The organism is Thiocystis violacea (genome assembly GCF_016583575.1).
Lineage (GTDB): Bacteria > Pseudomonadota > Gammaproteobacteria > Chromatiales > Chromatiaceae > Thiocystis > Thiocystis violacea.
Genome location: NZ_NRRG01000014.1, coordinates 57,864 through 81,550, shown reverse-complemented (window position 1 = coordinate 81,550; position 23,687 = coordinate 57,864). Strand labels below are relative to the sequence as shown.

The window sequence follows — 23,687 nt, the reverse complement described above, 5'->3', positions numbered from 1 at the left end:
GTGGGTCGGGTGTCCGACTTCACGCCCGATCGGTTGCCGACACGGCTCGCGCCCTTCGCCTCGGCCCCGAGGTGCTGGATCGCCTTCAGCGGCGGTCTGGATTCGACCGTCCTCCTGTCCGCCGCCGCCGAGGTCCGCGCGCGACTGCCCGGCGAATTGCTGGCCGTTCATATCGATCATGGCTTGCAGCCGGGATCGGGCGACTGGGCGGCCCATTGCGCGGGCGTTTGCCAGGCCCTTTCCATTCCCATCCATATCGAACGGCTGAGTCCGGCTGGGCCGAGCCCCGGCGAGAGCCTGGAGGCCTGGGCGCGCGAGGCGCGATACCGCGTGTTCCGCCGCTTGCTCGGACCTGGCGAGATTCTGCTCACCGCCCATCACCAGGACGATCAGGCCGAGACCCTGTTGCTCGCCCTGCTGCGCGGCAGTGGCGTTCATGGCCTGGCCGCCATGCCCTTCTCGGCCCCGCTGGGTTCGGGGTATCTGGTCCGCCCATTGCTGGAATGGTCGCGCGGATCGCTCGCGGAGCAGGCCCGGCGGCGGGGACTCGTCTGGATCGAGGATCCCAGCAACGGGGTCACGACCCTGGATCGCAATTATCTCAGGCAGGAGGTGCTGCCCCGCTTGCGCGCGCGCTGGCCGGCGGTCTCGGCGACGCTCTCCAGAAGCGCCAGTCATGTCGCCGAGGCCGCCGGCCTGGTCGACCGACTGGCCGATGCGGCGCTGGCGGAGGCGCGCGGCGCGCGGCCCGGGAGCCTCTCCGTTCCCGCGCTCGAAGGTCTCGATCGGCCGCTTCGCAAGGCGGTGTTCCGACTCTGGCTGAGGCGGGAGGGATTCGTCGTGTCGGACGCCAGACACCTCGACCGTATCCTGGACGAGCTGTTGCCCGCCCGCGCGGACGCCAACCCGGTCGTCGGCTGGCCCGGTTGCGAGGTCAGGCGTTACCGTCGGGAGGTTTTCGCCCTGCGACCCTTGCCGGATCCGCCGTCCTCGTCCCTGCGGATCGACTGGCGGCTGGGGGAGGGCGTCTCGGTGCTGGCCTTACCCTCGGGGCTTGGCTGTCTGGAGTGGCGTCCAGAGCCCGAGGGTGCCCGCATGGGGCGCGACATCCAGGTTCGATTTGGCCAGACGAGTCTGTCCTGCCAGCGCTCACCGACGGCTCATCGCCGGTCATTGAAGAAGCTGTTCCAGGAAGCCGGCGTGCCGGTCTGGTTGAGGCCCTATCTGCCCATGCTGTTCCTGGACGAGACGCTCATCGCCATCGCCGGGGTCGGGGCTTGTCTCGGAGGAACGCCGGCGCCGGGCGCCGCCGCCCTGAGCTGGTCGGGGCATTCCTGGGAGAGGGTCGCCCCGGAGTTCGGGAGTGAAATCAGGATCCGGTGTCTCGACACTCCGCCCTGACTCCCAATGATCCGGTCAATAGAGGGCGCTCATCATCCTGGCCCGATAGCGGGCGACCAGGTCGTTGTTGCCGCCGAGCAGGTCGAAGACCGCCAGCATGCCCTTACGACCGGCATCCTCCCCGTAGGCTCGGTCGCGCTTCATGATCTCGAACAGATAATCCAGCGCGCCCGCGTAGTCGCCTTGCAAGACCCGGTAGGCCGCCAACTGATAACGGGCCTGGCTGTCGCTCGGGTCGGCCTCGGCGCGACGGCTCAGCTCGGATTCGGACGGTGCGTCCTGGATGGCGCCGGCGAAGCGCAATTGTCCGCGCAAGGCCGCGACCTCGGGGGCGTTGGCTAGGTCGATGGGCAGGTTGTCGAGGCCGGCCAGCGCCGTGGCGATGTCGCCGCGCGCGGCGCTCAAGCGGAGTTCCGCCAGGCGCAGGCGCCCGTTGTCCGGATCCTCCGTCAGGGCCTGGTCGATGAGGGCGCGAGCCGCGTCGAAATCCCCGCTCGCCATCAAGTCCTCGACCTGACGGAGCACGTCGTCGGACGCGCGTGGTAGATGGCGATCGAGGAACTCGCGCACCTGAGGCTCCGGCAGGGCGCCCATGAACTGATCCACCGCCTGTCCGTCCTTGAAGAGCTGCACCGTGGGCAGGCTGCGGATGCCAAAGTGGGCGGCCAGCGCCGGTTCGGCCTCGGTATCGACCTTGGCCAGCAGGAAGCGGCCTCCGTACTGCTCGGCCAGCTTCGCGAGCATGGGCATCAGCGTGCGGCAGGGGGCGCACCAGTCGGCCCAGAAATCGACCAGCACCGGGCGCTCGAACGAGCCCTCGATGACCAGGGATTGGAAATTCGCCGCGGTCACGGCGACGACATGGGGTGAATCAGTCATGGCGGTTATTCTTCAAAGTCGATCCAGGGACGGGATAGCGAGGCAACATAGCCACCGGCGATGTTCGATTCAAGTGCGCGGGTTGCCGCCCGCGCTTCGCGTCTGGGATGATCCCGGCCGAGACGCGCCCACGAACGCGCGGTGATCCCCTTGGCCTCGTTCGGAGTGATCAGCCATGTCCCACCAAGCCCTGCACCTCGTCTGCCCCCACTGTGACGCGGTCAACCGGCTTCCGCCGGACCGCCTGAGTGCCGGCCCCAAGTGTGGCCAATGCCATGGCGCCCTGTTCAGCGGCCAGCCATTGCCGCTCGACGAGGCGCGCTTTGCCCGTCACCTTGGCCGGAGCGATCTCCCGCTGCTGGTCGATTTCTGGGCGCCCTGGTGCGGTCCCTGCCGGATGATGACGCCGGCCTTCGAGTCCGCCGCCGCGCGCCTGGAGCCGGGGTTGCGTCTGGTCAAGGTGAATACCGAGGAGGCGCAAACGCTCTCCGCGCGGCTTGGCATCCGGAGTATCCCGACCCTGATCCTGTTTCGCGGCGGCGCCGAGATCGCGCGCCAGGCGGGCGCCATGGACGCGGGAGGAATCGTCGCCTGGGCGCGGCAGTGGATCTAGGGTTCGCTCGGCGCTCGGCCGCTCGGCCGGGCGCGTGGACAGCCCGGCGGCGGTTCTCTAGAATACCGAGGGTTAAGCGCGTCGCCTCGACGGCGACCTTCTCGCGTACCCCTGTCGCTTTCCCTCCCCCGAAAGCGACCGCGCGTCCTCGCCCGTATTCGGAGAAACCCTTGAGAAAACCCGCGGTTCTGGTTCTGGAAGACGGCTCGGTCTTCCGCGGAACTTCGATCGGCGCCGATGGGAGCAGCGTCGGCGAAGTCGTCTTCAACACGGCCATGTCGGGGTATCAGGAGATCCTGACCGATCCGTCCTATCTGCGCCAGCTCGTGACCCTGACCTATCCGCATATCGGTAACGTCGGGGCCAACGCCGAGGACGAGGAGTCGGGCGCCGTTCAGGCCGCCGGTCTCATCGTTCGGGATCTGCCCCTGTTTCCCAGCAACTTTCGGATGCGGGAGTCGCTCGATGTCTATCTGGCGCGCCAGGGGGTGGTCGGCATCGCCGATATCGACACCCGTCGCCTGACCCGCCTGCTGCGCGAGAAGGGCGCCCAGAGTGGCTGCATCCAGGCCGGCGATGGCGTCGACGAGACGGCGGCCCTGGCCGAGGCGCGCGCCTTTCCGGGGCTCAAGGGCATGGATCTGGCCCAGCAGGCCTCGACCCGTGAGGCCTATCCCTGGACCCAGGGCTCTTGGAGCCTGGACGCTGGGCTGCCCGAGCATCTGATGCCGGTGGGCGAAAAGCTGCCCTACCATGTGGTCGCCTATGACTACGGGATCAAACGCAACATCCTGCGGATGCTGGTTGACCGAGGCTGTCATGTGACGGTCGTGCCGGCGCACATGCCCGCCGCGACCGTGCTGGCGCTCGCGCCGGACGGGGTCTTCCTGTCCAATGGCCCGGGCGATCCGGAGCCCTGCGACTACGCCATCGCGGCCATTCGCGAGCTGCTCGGGACGGATGTCCCCATCTTCGGCATCTGTCTCGGGCACCAGTTGCTCGGATTGGCCTGTGGGGCACGTACCCTAAAGATGAAGTTCGGCCATCACGGCGCCAACCATCCGGTGCAGGATCTCAAGACCGGCGCGGTCATGATCAGCAGCCAGAACCACGGATTCGCGGTCGACGAGGAGAGTCTGCCTGACTCCCTGGAGGCGACGCACCGCTCGCTCTTCGATGGCTCGCTTCAGGGGATCCATCATCGCCAGCGTCCCGCCTTCAGTTTCCAGGGGCATCCCGAGGCCAGCCCGGGACCGCACGACGTGGCGCCTGTCTTCGATCACTTCATCGAGCTGATGCGAGACAGAAAGCGCTGAAATCCGTTTTCAGTGGACCGTTGTCCGTGATCGGTAACGCGCCGAGTCGGTTGACCGCCTCTTTAAGTTGAAAGGCTGGATCGACTGACAACTGAAAACCGACAACTGAAAACTGTCCACTCAAAAAATTCCGAACCGCCGCGTGAGACCCCATGCCCAAGCGTACCGACATCCACAGCATCCTGATCATCGGCTCCGGACCCATCGTCATCGGTCAGGCGTGCGAGTTCGACTACTCCGGGGCACAGGCCTGCAAGGCGCTGCGGGAGGAGGGCTACCGGGTCGTGCTGGTGAACTCCAATCCGGCCACCATCATGACCGACCCGGAGATGGCGGACGCGACCTATATCGAGCCGGTCACCTGGCGCGCGGTCGCCGCCATCATCGAGAAGGAGCGTCCGGACGCGCTGCTGCCGACCATGGGCGGTCAAACCGCGCTCAATTGCGCGCTCGACCTGGTGCGCGAGGGCGTGCTGGAGAAATTCGGCGTCGAGCTGATCGGCGCCTCGCGCGAGGCGATCGACAAGGCCGAGGATCGCGACCTCTTCCGCAAGGCGATGCGCAGGATCGGGCTCGACATGCCGCGCTCGGCGATCGCCCATAGCCTGGAGGAGGCGATCCAGGTCCAGGCGCCGATCGGTTTCCCGACCATCATTCGCCCGTCCTTCACCATGGGCGGCAGCGGCGGCGGGATCGCCTACAACCAGGAAGAGTTCGAGGAGATCTGCCGGCGCGGGCTGGATCTCTCCCCGACCCACGAGCTGCTGATCGAGGAGTCGGCGCTCGGCTGGAAGGAGTATGAGATGGAGGTGGTCCGCGACCGCGCGGACAACTGCATCATCATCTGCTCGATCGAGAATTTCGATCCCATGGGGGTGCATACCGGCGATTCCATCACGGTCGCGCCGGCCCAGACCTTGACCGATCGTGAATACCAGATCATGCGCAACGCCGCGATCGCGGTGCTGCGCGAGATCGGCGTCGATACCGGCGGCTCGAACGTGCAGTTCGCCATCAACCCGGCCGACGGTCGCATGATCATCATCGAGATGAATCCGCGCGTCTCGCGTTCCTCGGCGCTGGCCTCGAAGGCGACCGGCTTCCCGATCGCCAAGGTCGCGGCCAAGCTGGCGGTCGGCTACACGCTCGACGAGCTGCGCAACGAGATCACCGGCGGCGCCACGCCGGCCTCGTTCGAGCCGACCATCGACTACGTGGTCACCAAGATCCCGCGCTTCGCCTTCGAGAAATTTCCGCTGGCCGATGCCCGTCTGACCACCCAGATGAAGTCGGTCGGCGAGGTCATGGCGATCGGACGGACCTTCCAGGAATCCCTGCAGAAGGCCCTGCGCGGGCTCGAGATCGACCGTTATGGTCTTGACGAGATGGTGGACCCGGCCGATCCGGAGGCGGTCGAGAAGATTCGGCTGGAGGTGCGTCAGACCGGCGCCGAGCGGATCTTCTATGTCGCCGACGCCTTCCGTGTCGGCATGACCCTGGAGGAAATCCACGAGCTGAGTTGGATCGACCCCTGGTTCCTGGCCCAGATCGAGGATCTGATCCGTGTCGAGGGCGAGACGCGCGCCGCCGGTCGCGCCGGACTCGACCTGGAGCGGCTGCGCGCGCTCAAGCGCCAGGGTTTCTCGGATCGGCGCATCGCCCGGCTGGTCGGGGCCAGGGAGAGCGAGATCCGTACCTTGCGCCATGAGCTTGGACTGCGCCCGGTCTACAAACGGGTCGATACCTGCGCCGCCGAATTCGCCTCCAGCACCGCCTACATGTATTCCACCTACGAGGAGGAGTGCGAGGCCGATCCGTCCGATCGGCGCAAGATCATGGTCCTGGGCGGCGGGCCGAACCGTATCGGCCAGGGCATCGAGTTCGACTACTGCTGCGTCCACGCCGCCTTCGCGATGCGCGAGGACGGCTATGAAACCATCATGGTCAACTGTAATCCGGAGACCGTCTCCACCGATTACGACACCTCCGACCGACTCTATTTCGAGCCGCTGACCCTGGAGGACGTGCTGGAGATCGTCGCCAAGGAACAACCCCTGGGCGTCATCGTCCAGTACGGCGGCCAGACGCCGCTCAAGCTCGCGCGCGCCCTGGAGGCGGCCGGCGTGCCCATCATCGGCACCACGCCGGACAGCATCGATCTGGCCGAGGACCGCGAGCGTTTCCAGCAGCTGATCCATACGCTGGGGTTGCGTCAGCCGGCGAACGCGACGGCCCGCAGCGAGGCCGAGGCGGTCGAGCGGGCGGCGGCCATCGGCTATCCGCTGGTGGTGCGTCCCTCCTATGTGCTGGGCGGTCGGGCGATGGAGATCGTCTATGACGAGACCGAGCTGAACCGCTATATGCGCGAGGCGGTGCGGGTGTCCAACGAGTCCCCCGTGCTGCTCGACCACTTCCTCGACGACGCCATCGAGGTGGACGTGGACGCCATCTGCGACGGCACCGACGTGCTGATCGGCGGCATCATGGAGCACATCGAGCAGGCCGGCGTCCACTCGGGCGATTCCGCCTGCTCGCTGCCGCCCTATACCCTGTCGGTCTCGATCCAGGATCGCATGCGCGACCAGATGATCAAGATGGCGCACGGGCTGAACGTGGTCGGTCTGATGAACGCCCAGTTCGCGATCAAGGGCGACGACATCTACATCCTGGAGGTCAATCCCAGGGCCTCGCGCACCGTCCCCTTCGTTTCCAAGGCGATCGGCGTACCGCTCGCCAAGGTCGCCGCCCGCTGCATGGTCGGCAAGACGCTGGAGGAGCAGGGGCACCGTCGCGAGTCGCGGCCCAAGCACTATTTCGTCAAGGAGGCGGTGTTCCCCTTCGTCAAGTTCCCTGGCGTGGATACGCTGCTCGGTCCCGAGATGAAGTCCACCGGCGAGGTGATGGGGGTCGGCGAGAGTTTCGGCGAGGCCTACGCCAAGGCCCAGGAAGGCGCGGGAAGTCTGCTGCCGCGCAAGGGCGGCAAGGCGCTCCTGAGTGTGCGCGAGGCCGACAAGGCGCGTCTGATCCAGGTCGCGCGCGATCTCCTGGGATTCGGCTTCAGCCTCTACGGCACCCATGGAACGGCCGCCGCCGTGCGCGACGCCGGCCTGGAGTGCGCGGGGGTCAACAAGGTCGCCGAGGGGCGCCCGCACATCGTCGACATGATCAAGAACAACGAGATCGGCTTCATCGTCAACACGACCGAAGGGGCCAAGGCGATCGCCGATTCCGCCGCGATCCGCCGCGCCGCGCTTCAGCACAAGGTGACCTATACGACGACGATCTCGGGTGCCGAGGCGACCTGTCTGGCCCTCAAACAACTGGACATCGTCAGCGTCAATCGGTTACAAGATTTGTACTGATTTCGAGACCCTAGGGCGCCTGCCGGCGCCCGTCGTTTTTTGTATTTGGTCCGCAATGGACCACCGTCATCGTGGATTCCGGTCCGCGTCGACGATTTCATACGAGGAATCACCCCATGAGCAAGGTACCTCTGACCGCCAGGGGCGCTGAAAAATTGCGCGAGGAACTGGAGCGACTCAAGCGGATCGAACGCCCGCGCATCATCGAGTCCATCGCCGAGGCGCGCGCGCACGGCGATCTGAAGGAAAACGCCGAATACCACGCCGCCCGCGAACAGCAGAGTTTCGTCGAGGGACGCATCAAGGACATCGAGGGCAAGCTCTCCAATGCCCAGGTGATCGACGTAACCAGCCTTTCGCCCAATGGCAAGGTGGTCTTCGGCGCCACGGTGAAGGTGCTGGAACTCGAGAAGGACGACGAGTTGTGCTACCAGATCGTCGGTGATGACGAGGCGGATCTCAAGCTGGGCATGATCTCCATCAGCTCGCCGATCGCCCGCTGTCTGATCGGCAAGAGCGAAGGGGACGTGGCCTCGCTCGCGGCGCCGGGTGGGGTCCGCGAGTTCGAGATTCTGGAAGTCCGATACGTCTGATTCCGATAGGGTGATGAGCCGCCGCGGAATGGCGGCCTTGCCCTCCTCGCCTCGTTCTCTCGCTCCCCAATGGCGCCGTCAGGCACACGCCGATATCCGTTTGGGCGATTTCCGGGAACGTTTATGCCCGACCGCAAGCCCTGAAACTGGACAGGATTAACAGGATTAAAAACAGAGATTTATAAATCCTGTCAATCCTGCGAAATCCTGTTAATCCTGTCTATGACCGGGCGGATCACGGGTAACAAAGTTTCCTGGAAATCACCTTACTGACCGATCAACCGGCGCAGGAAACGCCCCAGGCTGCTCTTGATATTGGCTTCGGGTCGATTGAGCAACTGCATCGCGGCCTCGTTGATGCGTTGCGCGCTGGCGGATCCGGGGTTGAGGACCAGATGCGGCTTCTGCGCCAGGATGCTCTTTTCGATCAGCGCATCGGCCGGAACGTAACCGATGTAGTCGAGCGTGCCGTTCATGAACCGATCGGTCACGCTCTTCAGCCGGCTGGCGACGCGGTTCGCATCGGCGGCCGTGGGGGCGTTGTTCACCAGCAGTTTGAGTGGTTTGGGTTCGTGGGCCAGGATGGTCTTGATGATGCCATAGGCATCGGTCAGCGAGGTTGGGTGCGGCGTGGTGACGATGATGACATCGTCGGCGGCCATGACGAAGCGGATGACGTTATCGCCGATCCCGGCCCCGGTATCGATGATGAGGAAGTCATAGCCGCTCAATCCCTCCAGATCGTGCATGACGTTCTGGCGCTCGCTCTCGCCCAGGTCGGCCAGTTCGGCGATGCCGCTGGCGCCGGCGATGAGATCCAGTCCGTAACCCGTCGGCATGACGATCTGCGCTAGGGTCTTCTGGCCGCGCACCACGTCGTGGATGGTGAGCTTGGGAATGATCCCGAGCATCACGTTGAGATTCGCCAATCCCAGATCGCCGTCCAGCAGCAGGACCTTGCGGCCCGCGCGGGCGATCGCGATACCCAGGTTGATGGATAGGGTGGTTTTGCCGACTCCGCCTTTTCCGGATGTGACACAGAGGGTACGCATGAGGTTGGGTCGCTATCTTGAATTCGACTGGGCGGAAACCGCCGGGTGGTCCGCGCTCAATCGCCTGGCGGAGTGACGCGAGTGACCAGGCATTGGCCACCGGCCGCGCGCAGGCGCGCGCACCAGTGCCTGGCCTCCTGGTCGCTTGTCCATTCCTGGACGCGCAAGCGATAGAATTCGTCCCGCGCATCGCCAAACCGCGATTGACTGATCGTCAGGGTCAATCCATCCAGCAGGGTGCCATGACGCTGCACGAGCCTGTCGCGATCCTGCTTGACCCTGTCCAGGGAGCGTCCGGCCAGCAGTTGGACATGCCAGCGGTGGCGCGCGGAGTCGATCGCTTCCGGCCTGGCGGAGGTCGATTCCACGACCGGCCCTGGGGCTTCGGGTTCAGGTTCAGGTTCGGGTTCGATGGTCGCCGGTTGGCCGGGGTCGTCCGCTGGATCGTGGGGGGCCTGATTCCCCCTCATGTTCCGGGTCACGCCGGCGGTCTTGCTCCCAATCACCTGCCGTTCCAGAACCTCGATCATGGCGGCATCCTCGCTGGTTTCCTCCGGCGAGACATCCGAGATCGGCGATATCGCCGGCGTTGCTGGCTCGTCCATCGCGGTGCGCTCGGTCGGCGTTTCCAACGGCGGGAGCGACGCCGGTGCCGACTCCGGCGGTGTTTCGGTGGGCCTTGGTGAAGTGGGCGGCGCGGTCAGCCGCGGCAGGGGCAGGGCCAGCCTGGGCAATGGCTCCAGCCATCGCGGATCCTGGCTCGGCTGGGAGGTCGCGCGCGGGATTGGCTCGAAGGTTCCGGCCTGAAGGATCGCTGCTAGGAGCCAGGCCAGCATGAAGACCGCCCAGCGATAGCGGGCGCCGGCTGGGGCCGTCCGTCGTCGCCCGAAGGGTTTGCCGGATCCCCCGCCCGTCATGGCTGGGCGTCCCGTGGTGGTAGATCAATGAGGCAGGGGGCGGGCGCGCCCGCGCGCGCCTGCTCGCCACAGGCCATCAGCTTCTCGCGGTTGCGCTCGACCAGTCGCGCGGCCAGGATCAGCTCGCGATAGGCCGTCTCGTCGGCCCGCGACAGGAGGAGACTGCCGGCCTCCCAGTGTTGCTGGGGTCCGATCAGCCAGGCGCCGAGTTCGAGGCGTCGTTCGGCATCCAGTGCCCAGGCGCGCAGCCAGAGGAAGGCCGGCACGGCGACTACCGCCAGAGCCAGCGTCAGCAGGGTCGTCCGGCTGGGACGCCAGGCCAGGAGCCAGGCGAAGCGTCTTGGCGGCTGGGCCGCCTGATAGAGTTCGGCGAGCGCCTGGGCATCCTGCTGGCGCATCGCCTCCTCGGCGTCGTAGAGCCGCGACAGTGGATCGATCCGCCAGCCCTCGATCCCCTTCGTCATCTTGTCGCGATAGCGCGCCATGCGCTCCTCGCGTGCCTTGAAGCGCCAGGTTCCATCGCGCTGGTCGCCCAACTCTCCCAGCGTTAGCCATTCGGCGGCCAGCGACAGATAGGCCCGACCGATCTCGCGTGTCGGACCCTGCATCAGCAGGGGCTGATTCGGCGTGTCCGCCTTCTTGAGCCGGGTGTCGAATGGGATCTCGGTCAGCAGCGACATGCGCCCATAGTCCTGACGCATCTGGGCGGTCAGATCCTGCGAGGATGGGGTCGCGGCGCGCATGCCGATCAACAGATAGAAGCCATAGAGTGGCTGGGGGAGGCTGGCGCGCAGTCGGCTGACGGTCTTGATCAGCGTTGGCAGCCCTTCAAGAATCGCCCCGTCGTCGGTCAGCGGCAGCAGCACCCGATGCGCCGCGACCAGGGCGTTGCGGGTCAGCAGGTCGAGCGCGGGCGGACAGTCGAGCACCACATGGTCGAACTCCAGCGACAGGGCCGGCAGGGTCGCGAGCGCCTGATAGAGACGGGTGTGACTGTCCTCCATCAGGGCGAGTTCGTTTTCGAGGTGCTCGAGCCCAGAGCCGGCCGGCGCCAGATAGATCTCCGTGATCTTGGTCGCGGTGATCATCTCGCGGGTGAAGGTCGCCTCGATCAGGGCGCGCTCGGTACCGCCGCGCTCCTGGCCCTCATAGCCCATCGCCAGGCCCGCCTGTCCCTCTGGATCCAGGTCCATCAGTAATACGGAGCGACCCGCCGCCGCCAGCGCCAGGGACAGATTGACGGCGGTCGTGGTGGCGCCGACCCCCGCCCGTTGGCCGAAGACGGCGATGATCTCGGGCGAGGGCCGCGGTTGTTCAGGCATCTTGCGGGTCATGGGTCGATTTCCTTGGGCGCGGGGATGCTCGGCTCGATAAGGATGGCTGAACCCCCGAACGGATCGGGGCGGGAGCCTAAGCCAGCCGTGGCGAAGGTGCAAACGCAATGGGTGGATCGGTCCGCCAGGGTCGCGCGGGGCATCTCGGGCTAACCCCCGCCGCCCCGTGACACCCGCGCCAGCACCCAGTCCAGACCGCCGGTCGGCAGGAGCCGCTTGAGTGTACCGAGCAGATGGGTCGGAAGGGTGACATAATAGCGCGCCCGTGGGTGGGGACTTTCCAATGCATGGACGAGCTTCTTGAGGACCGCCTCGGGCGGCAGGGTGAAGGGTTGGGCCGGGCCTTCCCGGGTCAGGCGCGCCTCGGCCCGCCGGTAGGATTCACGATGGACGCTGTGCTCGCGGTCGATGTTGGCCTGGAAGGCGCGATGGGCGTTTTCCCTGAAGCGGCTCAGGATGGGGCCGGGCTCGATCAGCGAGACCTGGATGCCGCTTCCGCGCAGTTCCAGCCGCAGGGTGTCGGTCAGACCTTCCAGGGCATATTTGCTGGCGACATAGGCGCCGCGATAGGGCAGGGGGATGAAGCCCAGGATGGAGCTGTTCTGCACCAGGCGCCCATGGCCCTGACGACGCATGACGGGGATGGCCAGGCAGGTCAGCTCGTGCCAGCCGAGCAGGTTGGTTTCCAGTTGCGCGCGCAGCACCTCGCGGCTCAGATCCTCCACCGCGCCCGGTTGCCCATAGGCGCCGTTGTTGAAGAGGGCGTCGAGCCGGCCGCCGGTGAGTTCCAGGGTCCGCGCGAAGCCCGCCCGGATGCTCCCGGAGTCGTCCAGATCCAGTTGGATCGCGGTCAACCCTTCCGTCCCAAGCCGCGCGACATCCGCCGCCTGGCGGGCCGAGGCGATGACGCGCCAGCCGCGCCGCGCGAGTCCGAGCGCGCACCGATGGCCTATGCCGCTGGAGCAGCCGGTGATGAGAATCGAGCGGGCGTCGGTCGCGGGCATGGGGTGAGGGGTCTGGTTGATCGGGTGGCCATTAACGCCAATCCCGCTTCCGGCCGCAACCGGATTTGATTTCCACGCGCGGATCCCCGATTGGATTCGCCGTTGTTCCGATACTGATGTGCCTTGGCACGGGAGAAAAGCATGCCGATCTACGAATACCGCTGTGAAAGCTGTGGCCACGAATTGGAGCGGTTGCAGAAGATCAGTGACGCGCCCTTGACCGACTGTCCGTCCTGCGGTCGGCCGGCGCTCAAGAAATTGATCTCGGCCGCCGGTTTCCGGCTCAAGGGCGGCGGCTGGTACGAAACCGATTTCAAGAAGGACGGCGACAAGAAGAAGAACCTGCATGACGGCGGCGAGAAGAAGGAGGCGAAACCCTCCGAGACGGGCGCCGGCGCGAGCGGCGGGGCCGACAAGGCACCGGCCGCCAAGCCGGCCGAGACCAAATCGGCGGCCTGATCGCGTTCCGCGTCGCGGGCCTGGCCCTTGCGCCACCGGCCCGCGGCCAGTATCTTTCCGCTCTTTTTCATGACGGATCCGGTCCCTGACCGGATCGGCTCCGTCAACCGCGAACAATGGGGCTTGAGAGCGATGCGCACGCATTACTGTGGAGAGTTGAACGGCAGCCACGAAGGCCAGGACGTCGTCCTCTGCGGCTGGGTTCAACGGCGGCGCGACCACGGCGGAGTGATCTTCATCGATCTGCGTGATCGCGAGGGTCTGGTTCAGGTGGTGTTCGATCCGGACCGCGCCGAGGTCTTCCAGCGCGCCGAGCAGGCGCGCGGCGAATATGTCCTCAAGATCACGGGGCGGGTGCGTCCGCGACCCGAGGGAACGCTCAATCCGGATCTGCCGACCGGCGCCATCGAGATCCTGGGCCTGGATCTCGAAATCCTGAACGCCTCCGAGACCCCGCCCATTCAGCTCGACGCGCACGCGGCCGACGCCTCCGAGGAGATCCGTCTGCGCTATCGCTATCTGGATCTGCGTCGCCCGGAGATGCAGTCGCGTCTGCGTACCCGCGCCCGCGTGACCCAGGTCATGCGCCGTTTCCTCGACGACCAGGGTTTCCTCGACATCGAGACGCCCATCCTCACCAAATCCACCCCGGAAGGCGCGCGTGACTATCTGGTCCCCAGCCGCACCCATCCGGGCGAATTCTTCGCGTTGCCCCAGTCGCCCCAGTTGTTCAAGCAACTGCTGATGATGTCGGGCCTGGATCGCTACTATCAGATCGCGCGCTGCTTCCGCGACGAGGATCTGCGCGCCGATCGTCAGCCCGAGTTCACCCAGCTCGATATCGAGGTCTCCTTCATGACCGAGGACGAGCTGATGACCCTGATGGAGGAGATGATCCGCGTGCTCTTCCGCGAGGTGATCGGGGTCGAGCTGCCGAATCCCTTCCCGCGTCTGACCTACGCCGAGTCCATGCGCCGCTTCGGCTCGGACCGTCCGGATCTGCGCGTACCGCTCGAACTCGTGGATATCGCCGATCTCATGGAAGGCGTCGACTTCCAGGTCTTCGCCGGTCCCGCCAAGGATCCGGACGGACGTGTCGTGGCGCTGCGTCTGCCCAAGGGCGGCGAGCTGTCGCGCAAGGAGATCGACGTCTACACCCAGTTTGTCGGTATCCATGGGGCCAGGGGTCTGGCCTACATCAAGGTGAACGACTGGGTGGCCAAGGGTCGCGACGGGCTCCAGTCCCCGATCGTCAAGAACCTGACCGACGCGGCGCTCGCGGGCGTCATGGAGCGCACCGGGGCGCAGGATGGCGACATCGTCTTCTTCGGCGCCGACAAGGCCAAAGTCGTCAACGACGCGATCGGGGCGCTGCGCGTCAAGCTCGGCCAGGAGCGTGGGCTCATGGCCGAGGGCTGGCGTCCGTTGTGGGTCGTCGACTTCCCCATGTTCGAGGAGGATCCGGCCAACCAGCGCTGGATGGCGCTGCACCACCCCTTCACCGCGCCCAAGGAGGATCAGCTCGATCAACTGGAGACCAATCCAGGCGCCTGTCTGTCGCGCGCCTATGACGTGGTGCTCAATGGCACCGAAATCGGCGGAGGATCCATCCGTATCCATCGCGACGTCGTCCAGCGTCAGGTGTTCAAGCTGCTGAGGATCACCGACGAGCAGGCCGAGGACCGCTTCGGCTTCCTGCTCAAGGCGTTGCGGTTCGGATGTCCGCCGCATGGCGGCATCGCCCTGGGTCTGGACCGCCTGGTCATGCTCATGACCGGCGCGACCTCGATCCGCGATGTCATGGCCTTCCCCAAGACCCAGACCGCCGCCTGTCTGCTGACCGACGCCCCCTCTCCGGTGGACGAGGCCCAGCTCAAGGAGCTGGGGCTGCGAATCCGGTCGAAGGCCTGATCCGTCGTGCCGCCCGAGAGCGAGCTGCGGATGGAGTCAGGAATGGGCGATGATCTTGGCGCGCCGCCCTCGGGGCTCTTGGCCACCGGGAGTTTCGAATCGACCGACGCCGACGAGGGGCTCCTGTCCATGGGCGAGCGCAAGCGGCCGCAGTCGGTGCTGGTGGTCGTTTGCACGCGCGGCGGTGAGTTCCTGCTGATGCGTCGCACCCGTCCGGCCGGTTTCTGGCAGTCGGTGACCGGGAGCCTGGCTCCGGGCGAGACGCCCCGGCTCGCCGCCGCGCGCGAGGTCCGCGAGGAGACGGGGCTGCGCGTCGGCGGCGCGCTCATCGATATGCGTCACTCGGTGCTCTTCCCCATCATCCGCGCCTGGCGCAGGCGCTACGCGCCCAATGTCTGCTTCAATCGCGAATACTGGTTCGCGCTGGTCCTGGAGTCGCGCCGACGGGTGCGCCTGAACCAGAGGGAGCACCTGGAATACCGCTGGCTCCCGGCCCAGGCCGCCGCCGAGCTGACCGGATCCTGGACCAACCGCGACGCCATCCGCGCGCTGGCCTGTACCTTCAGATGAGATCCGGCGTCGGCGGCGGGGTAGGGGAGGTCGGCACCAGGCCGATCTCGTCGCCCTCGTGCAGTCTGGTGAAGGGCTCGCTGAACTGACGGTTGACGGTAACCCGCACCCGCTCCGGCTCGAACAGGACGGTGGCGCCGCGCTTGCGCCGTCCCAGCCACTTCAGCAGCGCGGTCACATCCTCGACCTCCGCCGGAATGGTCAGATCCTCCGACTCCTTACGCAGCTTGCGGGCGAGCCAGGCGAAATAGAGTAGCCGGATCCGTTTCTCGCCACGCTCCGGCTCGCGGCGCTGGTAGCCGATCGCCTCCAGCCGGGCGAGATATTCCGTCCAGTTGCGTTCCCGCTCCTGCCCGAGCCGATAGAGGCTGTCCCAGGAATAGATGCCGGTGTCGTGCCCATCGTCGAACTGGATGCGCACCCCGTACTGACCCTGGGGCTCGATCGCGAGGATGTTGACGGCCTCCTTGCCGGTCACCGGCTCGGCCATGGCGCGCACCTCGGCCGCCCGCGAAAAGACCCGCAGATACTCGCAGGGCAGCTCGAAAGAGGCGCCATCGTCGAAGCGGATGCCGAGCCGGCGCGACTTGGCGTGGAGATTGATTTCGGTGGGATGACGCTGGGTCGGACGTTCTGTCATGAGTTGATGTAATGCTCCAACTGCTCGATGATGAATGTCTGCTCCGAGATGATGGACTTGACCAGATCGCCGATGGATACCAGTCCAACGACCAGGCCCGCGTCGATCACGGGGAGATGACGTACCCGCTTCTCGGTCATGAGGATCATGGCCTCGTTGAGGGTCTGATCCGGGGTGGCGCAGACGACGCGATGCGTCATGATGTCACGAACCCTGGTCTCCTTCGAGGTTCGGCCGTGCAGGATCCCCTCGCGGGCATAGTCGCGCTCCGAGATGAGACCGACCGGCCCCGTCTCGGTCATCACCAGCAAGGCCCCGATGCGGTGTTTGGCCATCAGCCCAAGCGCCTCGTAGACGCTGGCGTCCGGATCGATCGACCAGACGCGGCAGCCTTTTTCTTCAAGCAGTTCTTTGATTTTCTTCATGGATTCTCCTCCCCGTGGCCTGGGACGATGGCGCCCCGGCTGATCTCGTTGGTGGGTTGATCGAGCGACCCACATGAAACAGCTTAGCAATACACTGGGAAAAAAGCGGCGGATCGACCCCATGTGAGGTTTTCCGCCCTGTCGCGCGGAGCGCGGCGGCCGAGCCTCCCGAGCCGAGGATCCGCGCCGGACCCTTCCAAGCCTTGTACCGAGACCATCCATGCACGAGAAAACGGCCAGCACCATCGACCGACCCGCGACCCGTAACCTGAGCGCGCTCAAACGTCTGCTCCAGTTCACCCGGCCCTATCGAGGCCGCCTGATCGTCGCGCTCATGGCGCTGATGGTCGCCGCCGGCTCGGTGCTGGCCTTCGGACAGGTGATCCGGGTGGTGGTCGATTCGGGCCTGGGGACGGGCTCGGCCGAGGCGCTTAATCAGTCGCTGGTGCTCTTCCTGGGCGTGGTGGTGCTCACGGCGGGAGCCATGATGGTGCGCAGCTATCTGCTCAACTGGATCGGCGAGCGGGTGGTCGCGGACATTCGCCAAGCGGTCTTCGAGCGGGTTCTGGGGCTGGACGTGGGCTTTTTCGAGACCACCCGCTCGGGCGAGGTCATCTCGCGTCTGACCAGCGACACCGCCATTCTCCAGGTGGTGGTCGGCTCGACCCTGGCGATGAGCATCCGCACCTCGCTGCTGGTCATCGGCGGGGTGCTGATGCTGGCCATCACCAGCCCCGGCCTGACCGGACTGGTGCTTGTGGGGCTGCCCTTCGTCATCGGCCCGGCCTGGATCATGGGCCGGCGTGTGCGTCGGCTCTCGCGCGCCAGTCAGGACCGGGTCGCGGACGTCGGGGCCTACGTGGACGAGGTCATCCACGGCATCCGCACGGTGCAGGCCTTCTGTCACGAGCCGGTCGACGCCCGGCGCTATGGCGATCAGGTGGAGGCGGCCTTCGACGTGGCCATGAGCCGCTCCATGACCAGCGCCATCCTGGCCGGTGTCGCCACCCTGCTGACCTTCGGCGCGATCGGCGTGGTGCTCTGGATCGGCGGGCATCAGGTGCTCGCCGGTACCCTCAGCGGCGGCGAACTCTCCGCCTTTCTCTTCTATGCCATCGTGGTCGCCGGTGCCGTGGGTTCGCTGAGCGACCTGATCGGACAGTTGCTGCGTGGGGCCGGCGCCAGCGAGCGCCTGATGGAATTGCTGGAGATCCGCTCGGCGATCCAGCCGCCCGAGTCGCCCGCCGCGCTGCCCGCCAAGCCGCGCGGACGGATCGAATTCCAGGAGGTGCGATTCCGCTACCCCTCGCGTCCCGATACGCCGGCGCTGGATGAGCTGGCCCTGGTCGTCGAGCCGGGCGAGCGTCTGGCCCTGGTCGGACCTTCCGGAGCCGGTAAATCCACGCTCTTCCAACTCCTGCTGCGGTTCTACGACCCGGCGTCCGGGGCGATCCTGTTCGATGGCGTCGACATCCGTCGATTGGATCCACGCGATTTGCGCCGTCGGATCGCGCTGGTTCCGCAGGATCCGGTGATCTTCGGCGCCAGCGCCTGGGAGAACATCCGCTACGGTCTGGAAAGCGCGACCGACGACGACGTGCGGCGCGCCGCCGAGGCGGCCCACGCGGCGGACTTCCTGGACCGACTCCCCCAGGGCTTCGACACCTACCTGGGCGAGCGTGGCGTGCGACTCTCGGGCGGGGAGCGCCAGCGCATCGCGATCGCGCGCACCGTGCTGCGCAACCCGACGCTGCTCCTGCTCGACGAGGCGACCAGCGCGCTCGACGCCGAAAGCGAACGCCTTGTCCAGGATGCGCTCGAAACCCTGATGCAGGGACGCACCAGCATCGTCATCGCCCACCGACTCGCCACGGTGCGCGACGCGGATCGCATCCTGGTGCTGGACCGGGGGCGCATCGTCGCCTCCGGACATCATGAGGCGCTTATGTCCCAGGGCGGACTCTACGCCCGGCTCGCCGCCCTGCAATTCGATCCGTCTGAGCCGGCCAAGCGACCCGAATTGCGGGCGGTCTCCTCCTGAGGCCGGTTGGAAGCGGTCGGGTTTTTCCAGCCAGGCATCCTTTATGGTCGCGCCCAGCGTCGACGGCCTCACGGATTGAACGAGGCTGCGGTGGTATGCTTCCGCGATTGATGGCCGGGTCAGGAATCTGGCCTGGTCCGGCCAGGGGTCCACTCGATGAAGCCATACAAACCATGTCATCACCTTCGGAAGAACTCCTCCAAGCCCTGCTGGCCTTGAACCGGGTCCAGGCCGGTGAGTTGCTGATGGCGGCCCGGTCCCAGGGGTCGCCGTTGGATGTGATCGAAACCCTGGTCCGACCGGCCCTGGAAGAGATCGGTCGGCTCTGGGAGGAGGGCGATTGCGCGCTCTCTCAGATCTATATGAGCGGCCGTATCTGCGAGGAACTGGTCGAGGAACTACTGGGCGAAGCGCGGGACATCGATTTCGCCACCCCAGGCGAGGCCGGCGCGGCGACGAGGGCTCCACGCCTGGCAATCGCGGTCCTGGAGGATTATCACCTGCTGGGCAAGCAGATCGTGCGCACCGTGCTGCGCGCCGCGGGTCATGCAGTGAAGGACTATGGCCGTCAGGACGTGGATGGCCTGGTGGAGTGCGTCCGCGAGGATGGCATCGAGATCCTGCTGGTCTCGACCCTGATGCTACCCGCCGCGCTGCGGGTGCGGGTGCTGGTCGACCGGCTGCGCGAGGTCTCTCCCCATACGCGCGTGGTGGTGGGCGGCGCGCCTTATCGGTTCGACGAGGAACTCTGGCGGGAGGTCGGTGCCGACGCGGTCGGATCGAGCGCGGGCGAGGTGCTGGACATCCTGGCGCGGCTGACGGGAGAGTCGGCATGACGCCGTCGAGCGGATCGTCTGGCACGATGACCTCGATGCAGCGCACCTTGACGTCGCTCGGCCACCAGGAGCCCGATCGGGTTCCGCTGTTACTGCTTCCGGTCCTGCAGGGCGCGCGCGAGCTTGGTCTGTCGATCGAGGACTATTTCGCCAAGCCCGAGCAGGTGGCGGAAGGTCAGCTCCGGCTGCGGGAGAAGATCGGTCACGATTGTCTCTACACCTTCTACTATGCCGCGATCGAGACCGAAGCCTGGGGCGGCACGGCGATCTTCCGCGAGGACGGTCCACCCAACGCGGGCGCTCCGGTGATCCGCCGTTTCGAGGACATCAAGCATCTGACCCCGCCGCGCGTGGAGGACTCCCCGAGCCTGCTCAAGGTCCTGGAGACCACCCGTCGGCTGGCCGAGCAGGCGCGCGGCGAGGTTCCCATCATCGGCGTGGTGATGTCGCCCTTCTCGCTGCCGGTGATTCAACTGGGTTTCGAGCCTTACCTGGTGCTGATGCATGAGCACCCCGAGCTGTTCGAGCACCTGATGCGGCTCAACGAGGAGTTCTGCGTCGCCTGGGCCAATGCCCAGGTCGCCGCCGGGGCCAACGCCATCTGCTATTTCGATCCCATCTCATCGAGCACCATCGTTCCGCGCGAGCGCTTTCTCGCCACCGGCTTCGAGATCGCGCGCCGCACCCTGGCCCGGTTCGAGGCGCCGGCGGCCATGCACTTCGCCTCCGGACGCATCGCGCCGATCGTCGACGACCTGCCGGCCACCGGCGCGGCCCTGCTCGGCGTGAGCTGGCAGGACGATCTGAGCGCGCTGAAAGGCGCCTGTCGCGGCAAGGTTTCATTGCTCGGCAACCTCAACGGGATCGCGATGCGTCACTGGACGCCGGAACAGGCGGAGGCCGAGGTGAAGGCCGCGATCGCCGCCGCCGGGCCTGGCGGTGGCTTTCTCCTGGGCGACAACCATGGCGAGATCCCCTGGCAGGTTCCGGACGCGGTGCTGATGGCCATCGCCGAGGCGGTCGAACGCTGGGGCCGCTATCCGCTCGATTGGTGTCGGGTGGAATGAGCCAGAGCGCGCCCCGCGTTCAACGATCGTGTCCCAACTCGCCACCCGACCAGCCCCGTCACCCGCCCGCGACCTCGACGTCGAGCCGCCGCTTCACCTGTTCGTCTGCGCGCACTTCATCGAAGAGGCGCGCGCCGCCCTGGCTGGCGAGAAGGAACTCGCGTATCTGCGGCTGCATCCCTTTCCCGCGCGCTGCGGCGCGCCGCCGGTCGCCTCGGCCGACATCCAGGCACGGCTGGCCGGGATCCCGCCCGACGAGCCCGTGGTCTGGATCGGCGGCTGCTGTGTCGCGCGGGTATCGCGCCAGTTCGACGGGGCCGCGCCGTCCCCGTCATTTGGCCCCGCGCCCGAGATTCATAGCCTCCAGCAATGCTTTCATCTGCTGGCAGATCGCGATTGGGTCGACGAGCGGATGCGCCTGGGCCGCTATCTCTGCACCCCGAGCTGGCTCGCCGGTTGGCCGGGACAGCTCGAACGGCTTGGTCTCACGAGCCGCGAGCTGGCGCGCGATCTGTTCAAGGAAAGCGCGCAAGGCTTGCTGCTCCTGGATACCGGACGGGATCCCACCGCAGCCGAACGGCTGGAATCCCTGGCCGCCTACCTCGACCTTCCGAGCGAGCGCTGGCCTATCGGGCTCGGCTATCTCAGGCTCAATCTGACCCTGATCGCGACCCAGGCCCGGCACCGGGCCGAACGCCGGAGCGCCGCCGCGAGGCTCTCCGCCGCCCAGGCCCAGGCCGCGGAGACCGCCATGGCCATGGATCTGCTGGGCCGGCTTTCCATGGCGCGCGGGGAGCGGGACGTGATCTCGCAGATCCTGGATATCTTCATCGCCCTGTTCGCGTCGTCGTGCTGTTTCTACCTGCCCTGGGGGGGGGCGCTCGCGGACCAGGAACCCGTCGGCGATCCGCCGCCCTCGGCTGCGGCGCTCGCCGAGGCGGTGGACTTCGCGCGCGGCACCGCCACGACCCTCGCGACCCTTTCCGGAGCGGGTTTCCTGCTGCGGATCCAGCACGGCCAAGAGACGCTGGGTGTCTTCATGGTCGATGGCCTGGCGCTGACCGCCTACCTGCGCCGCTACCAGAATCTGGCCCTGCGCATGACCGGACTCTTCGCCATGGGTGTCCAGCGCGCCCAGGCCCTGAACCAGCTCCGGCTGAGCGAGGAACGTTACCGTTCGCTGTTCGAGTCGATGCGCGAGGGCTTCGCGCTGCACGAGATCATCCTCGACGCCTCCGGCCGCCCGGTGGATTACCGCTTCCTGGATGTCAATCCAGCCTTCGAGCAACTGACCGGGCGGCGCCGCGAGACCCTGCTCGGGCGTGCCGCGCGGGCGATCATCCCGGACATCGAGGAGGGCTGGATCGAGCGTTACGGCGCCGTCGCGCTCCAGGGCGATCCGGCCCATTTCGACTGGTTCGACAGCCGGCTCGATCGCTATTTCGAGATCTACGCCTACAGCCCCAAGCCGGGGACATTCGCCGTCATCGTCTCGGATGTCAGTGCCCGTCGAGCGGTGGAGCAGGAACTGGCCCAGCATCGCGAAAACCTTGAGGCGCTCGTGGAGCGTCGCACGGCCGAGCTGGAATTCGCCAAGCGGGAGGCGGAGCGCGCGAACCAGGCCAAGAGTCTCTTCCTGGCCAACATGAGCCACGAGATCCGCACCCCCATGAACGCCATCCTGGGCTTCAGTCACCTGCTGGGGCGCGAGATCACCCATCCGGGTCAGCTCGATCGACTGGCCAAGATCGACGGCGCGGCCAAGCACCTGCTGGCGGTCATCAACGACATCCTGGATCTCTCCAAGATCGAGGCCGGCAAGCTGACGTTGCGCACGGTCGATTTCTCCCCGAGCGCGCTGCTCGATCAGGTCGGCTCGCTGATCGCCGATCGCTTACAGGCCAAGGGCCTGGCGTTCGCGGTCGAAAGCGATCGGCTGCCGCCGCTGTTGCACGGCGACGCGACCCGTCTGCGACAGGCCCTGATCAACTATCTCGGCAACGCCGTCAAGTTCACCGATCGCGGGCGCATCCTGCTGCTGGCGCGCCTTCTTGAGGAGACCGCCGAGGATCTACTGATCTCATTCGAGGTCCGGGACACCGGGGTCGGCATCGCGGACGAGGCGCTGGGGCGACTGTTCACGGCCTTCGAGCAGGCCGATGGATCCTCGGTCCGCCGCTATGGCGGCACCGGGCTGGGCCTCGCCATCACCCGTCGCATCGCCGAGCTGATGGGCGGCGAGGCCGGGGTGGAGAGCGAGCCGGGTGTGGGCAGTCGCTTCTGGTTCACGGCCCGTCTGGGCCGACGGCCTGACGGCGCCCTGTCGCCCCCCCAGGAGCGGTGCGTCCTGTGCGAGGCCCGCGAGATCCTCGCGCGCGACTACCCTGGCTGCCGCGTCCTGGCCGTCGAGGACAACCCGATCAATCAGGAGGTCGTCCAGGAACTGCTGCATCAGGTCGGCCTGGTGGCCGATCTGGCGGAGAACGGACGCCAGGCCGTCGAGCTGGCCGCGCAAGGGTCGTACCGGCTCGTGCTCATGGATATCCAGATGCCGGAGATGGATGGCCTGGAGGCGACCCGCCGGATCCGTCGCCAGACTGGCTGGGGCGAGACACCGATTCTGGCCATGACCGCCAACGCCCTGGCCGAGGACCGTGAGCATTGTCTCGAAGCCGGCATGAACGATCACATCGCCAAGCCGGTCGATCCGGCGGTCTTTTACGACATCCTCTTGCATTGGCTCCGGTCCTCCGGGCCGCGCCCGCCCGCGGCGGAGCCGGTCGAGGTGGTCCGCGACGACGCCTCCGAGGCCCGGACGCGGCTGCAAGCGATTCCGGGCCTGGACATGGACTTCGGACTCAAGTGCGTCGGGGGCAAAATGGACCTCTACATCCGTCTGCTGAAGAAGCTCGCCCGTGAGCATGGCGAGGATGTTCCCAAGCTGAAGGTCTGTCTGGCGGCGAGCGAGATGGACGAGGCGAGGCGTTTCGCCCACTCGCTCAAGGGCGTGGCGGGAACCCTGGGCGCGATCTGGCTCCAGAAGGCGGCGGCCGAACTGGAGGCCGCGATTCGCGCGGAGCGTCCCAGGGGCGAAACGGAGCGTCTGGCCGATCAGGCGGGACGGATTCAGAGCCAGTTGGCCGAGCGGCTGTTGAAGCTTTGAGCCGGGCGCCCGGAGGTCGTCCGATTTGGCATCCAGTCCCGACTCCCCTAACCTAGAAGACATGGAGACGAGAAGGCGCCGCGTCTCGCGGTCGCCAGGACCGA

Annotated in this window: 19 protein-coding genes; 12 read left to right on the top strand and 7 right to left on the bottom strand. The window is 66.6% G+C overall.

The features are described from left to right. Positions 1–9 precede the first annotated feature (9 nt). Positions 10–1,401 carry a tRNA lysidine(34) synthetase TilS gene (gene tilS / locus CKO27_RS09385; RefSeq protein ID WP_200374621.1) on the top strand — a complete coding sequence of 464 codons (1,392 nt, stop codon included), beginning with the start codon at positions 10–12 and terminating at the stop codon, positions 1,399–1,401. A 15-nt stretch (positions 1,402–1,416) separates the two neighbouring features. Here the strand turns inward: tilS and trxA are convergent, their stop codons facing one another. Next, positions 1,417–2,280: a thioredoxin gene (gene trxA / locus CKO27_RS09380; RefSeq protein WP_200374620.1), complete on the bottom strand. Its 864-nt coding sequence runs from the start codon at positions 2,278–2,280 to the stop codon at positions 1,417–1,419. A gap of 175 nt (positions 2,281–2,455) precedes the next feature. Here trxA and trxC point away from each other — a divergent pair, with 175 nt between their 5' ends. The 4 genes from trxC (at position 2,456) to greA (ending at position 8,164) form a co-directional block, all read left to right on the top strand. Further along, positions 2,456–2,893 carry a thioredoxin TrxC gene (trxC, locus tag CKO27_RS09375; RefSeq protein ID WP_200374619.1) on the top strand — a complete coding sequence of 146 codons (438 nt, stop codon included), beginning with the start codon at positions 2,456–2,458 and terminating at the stop codon, positions 2,891–2,893. Between the two features lie 170 nt (positions 2,894–3,063). After that, positions 3,064–4,209 (top strand): glutamine-hydrolyzing carbamoyl-phosphate synthase small subunit, encoded by a 1,146-nt coding sequence (carA, locus tag CKO27_RS09370; protein WP_200374618.1) that lies wholly within the window; start codon positions 3,064–3,066, stop codon positions 4,207–4,209. Positions 4,210–4,361: 152 nt separating this feature from the next. Continuing rightward, entirely contained in the window at positions 4,362–7,571 is a 3,210-nt protein-coding gene (gene carB, locus CKO27_RS09365; protein WP_200374617.1) for a carbamoyl-phosphate synthase large subunit, read from the top strand. 116 nt (positions 7,572–7,687) lie between these two features. Continuing rightward, complete coding sequence (gene greA, locus CKO27_RS09360) at positions 7,688–8,164, top strand: transcription elongation factor GreA (RefSeq protein WP_200374616.1); 477 nt, start codon at positions 7,688–7,690, stop codon at positions 8,162–8,164. A gap of 266 nt (positions 8,165–8,430) precedes the next feature. On the opposite strand, the gene CKO27_RS09355 is transcribed toward greA, so the two are convergent. From CKO27_RS09355 to CKO27_RS09340, 4 genes are all read right to left on the bottom strand, one after another. Continuing rightward, the gene (locus CKO27_RS09355; protein ID WP_200374615.1) at positions 8,431–9,216 is read right to left on the bottom strand and encodes a P-loop NTPase; all 786 of its coding nucleotides are present in this window, start codon (positions 9,214–9,216) and stop codon (positions 8,431–8,433) included. A gap of 56 nt (positions 9,217–9,272) precedes the next feature. Continuing rightward, entirely contained in the window at positions 9,273–10,133 is an 861-nt protein-coding gene (locus CKO27_RS09350; RefSeq protein WP_200374614.1) for an SPOR domain-containing protein, read from the bottom strand. Beyond that, positions 10,130–11,467 carry an AAA family ATPase gene (locus tag CKO27_RS09345; protein ID WP_200374613.1) on the bottom strand — a complete coding sequence of 446 codons (1,338 nt, stop codon included), beginning with the start codon at positions 11,465–11,467 and terminating at the stop codon, positions 10,130–10,132. Before CKO27_RS09345 ends, CKO27_RS09350 begins: the two co-directional genes overlap by 4 nt. 149 nt (positions 11,468–11,616) lie before the next feature. Next, positions 11,617–12,471 carry an SDR family oxidoreductase gene (locus tag CKO27_RS09340; RefSeq protein ID WP_200374612.1) on the bottom strand — a complete coding sequence of 285 codons (855 nt, stop codon included), beginning with the start codon at positions 12,469–12,471 and terminating at the stop codon, positions 11,617–11,619. Positions 12,472–12,612: 141 nt separating this feature from the next. On the opposite strand from CKO27_RS09340, the gene CKO27_RS09335 reads away from it, so the two are divergent. From CKO27_RS09335 to nudB, 3 genes are all read left to right on the top strand, one after another. After that, on the top strand, positions 12,613–12,930 hold the full coding sequence (locus CKO27_RS09335; RefSeq protein WP_200374611.1) for an FmdB family zinc ribbon protein: 318 nt from the start codon (positions 12,613–12,615) through the stop codon (positions 12,928–12,930). A gap of 132 nt (positions 12,931–13,062) precedes the next feature. Further along, entirely contained in the window at positions 13,063–14,841 is a 1,779-nt protein-coding gene (gene aspS, locus CKO27_RS09330) for an aspartate--tRNA ligase (RefSeq protein WP_200374634.1), read from the top strand. A 129-nt stretch (positions 14,842–14,970) separates the two neighbouring features. Then, a complete protein-coding gene (gene nudB / locus CKO27_RS09325; RefSeq protein WP_200374633.1) occupies positions 14,971–15,411 on the top strand; it encodes a dihydroneopterin triphosphate diphosphatase in 441 nt (146 codons plus the stop codon). Here nudB and CKO27_RS09320 read toward each other — a convergent pair. Together CKO27_RS09320 and CKO27_RS09315 are read right to left on the bottom strand one after the other, a co-directional pair. Then, entirely contained in the window at positions 15,404–16,051 is a 648-nt protein-coding gene (locus CKO27_RS09320) for a gamma-butyrobetaine hydroxylase-like domain-containing protein (RefSeq protein ID WP_200374610.1), read from the bottom strand. The genes nudB and CKO27_RS09320 overlap by 8 nt on opposite strands. Next, the gene (locus CKO27_RS09315; protein ID WP_200374609.1) at positions 16,048–16,476 is read right to left on the bottom strand and encodes a CBS domain-containing protein; all 429 of its coding nucleotides are present in this window, start codon (positions 16,474–16,476) and stop codon (positions 16,048–16,050) included. The genes CKO27_RS09320 and CKO27_RS09315 overlap by 4 nt, the downstream gene beginning before the upstream one ends. A gap of 220 nt (positions 16,477–16,696) precedes the next feature. Between CKO27_RS09315 and CKO27_RS09310 the strand changes: the two genes are divergently transcribed. The 4 genes from CKO27_RS09310 to CKO27_RS24500 all read left to right on the top strand — a co-directional run bounded on the left by CKO27_RS09310 (position 16,697) and on the right by CKO27_RS24500 (position 23,583). Further along, positions 16,697–18,517, top strand: a complete 1,821-nt coding sequence (locus tag CKO27_RS09310) for an ABC transporter transmembrane domain-containing protein (RefSeq protein WP_200374608.1) — start codon at positions 16,697–16,699, stop codon at positions 18,515–18,517. Between the two features lie 173 nt (positions 18,518–18,690). After that, positions 18,691–19,353: a cobalamin B12-binding domain-containing protein gene (locus CKO27_RS09305; protein WP_242470823.1), complete on the top strand. Its 663-nt coding sequence runs from the start codon at positions 18,691–18,693 to the stop codon at positions 19,351–19,353. Between the two features lie 35 nt (positions 19,354–19,388). Next, on the top strand, positions 19,389–20,420 hold the full coding sequence (locus CKO27_RS09300) for a uroporphyrinogen decarboxylase family protein (protein WP_242470822.1): 1,032 nt from the start codon (positions 19,389–19,391) through the stop codon (positions 20,418–20,420). Positions 20,421–20,448: 28 nt separating this feature from the next. Next, a complete protein-coding gene (locus CKO27_RS24500; protein ID WP_200374606.1) occupies positions 20,449–23,583 on the top strand; it encodes a response regulator in 3,135 nt (1,044 codons plus the stop codon). The last annotated feature ends 104 nt before the right edge of the window (positions 23,584–23,687 follow it).

Bases quoted from the DNA above. Each gene is read 5' to 3' on its own strand.
- trxA (WP_200374620.1), bottom strand. From the start codon at position 2,280: ATGACTGATTCACCCCATGTCGTCGCCGTGACCGCGGCGAATTTCCAA.
- trxC (WP_200374619.1), top strand. From the start codon at position 2,456: ATGTCCCACCAAGCCCTGCACCTCGTCTGCCCCCACTGTGACGCGGTC.
- carB (WP_200374617.1), top strand. From the start codon at position 4,362: ATGCCCAAGCGTACCGACATCCACAGCATCCTGATCATCGGCTCCGGA.
- greA (WP_200374616.1), top strand. From the start codon at position 7,688: ATGAGCAAGGTACCTCTGACCGCCAGGGGCGCTGAAAAATTGCGCGAG.
- CKO27_RS09355 (WP_200374615.1), bottom strand. From the start codon at position 9,216: ATGCGTACCCTCTGTGTCACATCCGGAAAAGGCGGAGTCGGCAAAACC.
- CKO27_RS09350 (WP_200374614.1), bottom strand. From the start codon at position 10,133: ATGACGGGCGGGGGATCCGGCAAACCCTTCGGGCGACGACGGACGGCC.
- CKO27_RS09345 (WP_200374613.1), bottom strand. From the start codon at position 11,467: ATGACCCGCAAGATGCCTGAACAACCGCGGCCCTCGCCCGAGATCATC.
- CKO27_RS09340 (WP_200374612.1), bottom strand. From the start codon at position 12,471: ATGCCCGCGACCGACGCCCGCTCGATTCTCATCACCGGCTGCTCCAGC.
- CKO27_RS09335 (WP_200374611.1), top strand. From the start codon at position 12,613: ATGCCGATCTACGAATACCGCTGTGAAAGCTGTGGCCACGAATTGGAG.
- aspS (WP_200374634.1), top strand. From the start codon at position 13,063: ATGCGCACGCATTACTGTGGAGAGTTGAACGGCAGCCACGAAGGCCAG.
- nudB (WP_200374633.1), top strand. From the start codon at position 14,971: ATGGGCGAGCGCAAGCGGCCGCAGTCGGTGCTGGTGGTCGTTTGCACG.
- CKO27_RS09320 (WP_200374610.1), bottom strand. From the start codon at position 16,051: ATGACAGAACGTCCGACCCAGCGTCATCCCACCGAAATCAATCTCCAC.
- CKO27_RS09315 (WP_200374609.1), bottom strand. From the start codon at position 16,476: ATGAAGAAAATCAAAGAACTGCTTGAAGAAAAAGGCTGCCGCGTCTGG.
- CKO27_RS09310 (WP_200374608.1), top strand. From the start codon at position 16,697: ATGCACGAGAAAACGGCCAGCACCATCGACCGACCCGCGACCCGTAAC.
- CKO27_RS09305 (WP_242470823.1), top strand. From the start codon at position 18,691: ATGTCATCACCTTCGGAAGAACTCCTCCAAGCCCTGCTGGCCTTGAAC.
- CKO27_RS09300 (WP_242470822.1), top strand. From the start codon at position 19,389: ATGCAGCGCACCTTGACGTCGCTCGGCCACCAGGAGCCCGATCGGGTT.